This window comes from Streptomyces sp. NPDC005195 (genome assembly GCF_040608315.1).
Classification (GTDB): Bacteria; Actinomycetota; Actinomycetes; order Streptomycetales; family Streptomycetaceae; genus Streptomyces; species Streptomyces kaempferi.
Genome location: NZ_JBEXHZ010000346.1, coordinates 1 through 1,352, shown reverse-complemented (window position 1 = coordinate 1,352; position 1,352 = coordinate 1). Strand labels below are relative to the sequence as shown.

At 73.6% G+C, this 1,352-nt stretch carries 1 protein-coding gene; it reads left to right on the top strand.

Going from position 1 to position 1,352, the window contains the following annotated elements; genetic code table 11:
- The coding region (locus ABZV34_RS39555) for a SpoIIE family protein phosphatase (RefSeq protein ID WP_356288164.1) at positions 1–1,352 on the top strand (1,352 nt) is incomplete at both ends.

Below are 1,352 nucleotides of genomic sequence, written 5' to 3'. Positions count from 1 at the left end.
GGCCCGCCGATCCGAACGGCACCGGCACGCAGGCGCCGCACTCCGCGCTGGCGGTCCCGCTGCGCGCCCGCGGGGTGACCCTCGGTGCGGCGCTGTTCACCCGCTCCCGGCACAGGGACCCCTTCGACGCCGACGACGTGCTGCTCGCGCAGGAAATCGCGGCGCGGGCCGCGGTGTGCGTGGACAACGCCCGCCGCTACACCCACGAGCGTGCCACCTCGGTAGCACTGCAGCGCAGCCTGCTGCCCCAGGCGGTCCCGCCGCAGCCGGCCGTGCAGGCGGTCGCCCGCTATCTGCCCGCGGATATCGAGGTGGGCGTGGGGGGCGACTGGTACGACGTGATCCCGCTGTCCGGGGCCCGGGTCGCCCTGGTCGTGGGCGACGTGGTCGGGCACGGCATCCGCGCCTCGGCGGCGATGGGGCGGCTGCGTACCGCGGTGCGCACCCTCGCCGACATCGACCTGCCGCCCGACGAGCTGCTCACCCACCTCGACGACATCGTCATCCGGCTGCAGAGCGAGACTGCCCCCACCCCGTCGGGCTCGGGCGAGGACGCGGTCGCCGATGCGGAGGTCGGCGAGTTCGTCGCGACCTGCCTGTACATGGTCTACGACCCGATCTCGCGGCGGTGCACCGCCGCCCGGGCCGGCCACCCCCCGCCGGCCGTGGTGCGCCCCGGGGAGGGCGCCCGCTTCCTCGACCTCCCGGCCGGTCCCCCGCTGGGCGTGGGCGGCCTGCCCTTCGAGACCGCCGAGATCCATCTGCCTGAGGGCAGTCTGCTCGCTCTGTACACCGACGGCCTCGTCGAATCTCCCCGCCACTGCCTGGACGAACGCCTCGAGCGTCTGCTCGAAGTCCTCTCCGAGTCGAAGCCCACGTTGCAGGAGGCCTGCGAGCACGTACTGGACCTGCTGGTCGACGACCGCACCCGCGACGACATCGCTCTCGTCGTCGCCCGCACCCGGGCCCTGGACGACGGGCACACCGTCGCCTGGGAGCTGCTGGATGACCTCTCCGAGGTCGCCCGCGCCCGCGATCTGGCCTCGCTGCAGTTGGCTCGCTGGGGGCTGCCGGAGGCGGCGTTCCTCGCGGAACTCGTAGTCAGCGAGCTGGTCACCAACGCCATCCGCTACGGCGGCAGCCCCGTCCAGCTGCGCCTGATCCGGCACGACACCCTGATCTGCGAGGTGTCCGACGGCTCCAACACCGCCCCTCACCTGCGCCGGGCCCGCACCTTCGACGAGGGCGGACGCGGACTGTTCATCGTGGCGCAGCTCGCCGAGCGCTGGGGCACCCGGCAGCAGTCCGACGGGAAGACCATCTGGGCCGAACTCGCCCTCCCACCAGCCACC